Source organism: Hydrogenophaga atypica, from assembly GCF_042665215.1.
Taxonomy (GTDB): domain Bacteria; phylum Pseudomonadota; class Gammaproteobacteria; order Burkholderiales; family Burkholderiaceae_C; genus Hydrogenophaga; species Hydrogenophaga defluvii_A.
Genome location: NZ_JBHTCA010000082.1, coordinates 1 through 803 on the forward strand (window position 1 = coordinate 1; position 803 = coordinate 803).

1 protein-coding gene is annotated in these 803 nt (G+C 62.9%); it reads left to right on the plus strand.

All coding sequences use genetic code 11. The features are described from left to right. Positions 1–803, plus strand: an 803-nt coding sequence (locus ACFQPB_RS23865) for an IS5 family transposase (protein WP_382228939.1), incomplete at both ends; no start/stop codon positions are given.

Sequence of the window (803 nt, forward strand, 5' to 3'; positions counted from 1 at the left end):
TCGGTGCCGCCGGAGATGCTGCTCAAGGCCTTGCTGCTGCAAATCCTGTTCTCCATCCGCAGCGAACGCCAGCTGGTCGAGGCGGTCAACTACAACCTGCTGTACCGCTGGTTCGTGGGCCTGAACATTGAAGACAAGGTCTGGGACCACTCCACCTTCAGCGCCAACCGCGAACGCCTCTTCAACGAAGACCTGGCGCGCGCCTTCTTCGAGCGCGTCAAGCTCAGCGCCCAGTGGGGCCGGCTTGCCAGCGACGAACACTTCAGCGTGGACGGCACGCTGATTGAGGCCTGGGCCTCGCACAAGAGTTTCAAACGCAAAGACGATGACAGCGGCACGCCACCCGGACGCAACCCCGAGGTGAACTTCAAAGGGCAGGAGCGCTGCAACGACACCCACGCCAGCACCACCGATGCCGATGCCCGGCTGTTCAAGAAGAGCGCGGGCGACAAATCTCGCCTGTGCCACATGGGGCACATCCTCATGGAGAACCGCAACGGGCTGATCGTGGATGTGGAGATCACACATGCCAGTGGCACCGCCGAGCGCGAGGCGGCGCTGGCGATGCTCAAACGCCGGGGAAACAAGAACAAGCGGGCCACGGTCGGGGCCGACAAAGGTTACGACAGCCAGGCCTTCATCAAGGGCTGCCGAAAGCTCAAAGTCACGCCACACGTGGCGGCCAAGGACAAGCACTCGGCGGTCGATGGCCGCATCCGGCGCCACGAGGGCTACAAGACCAGCCTCAAAGTGCGCAAGCGCATCGAGGAGGCCTTTGGCTGGATCAAGACAGTGGGTGGTCT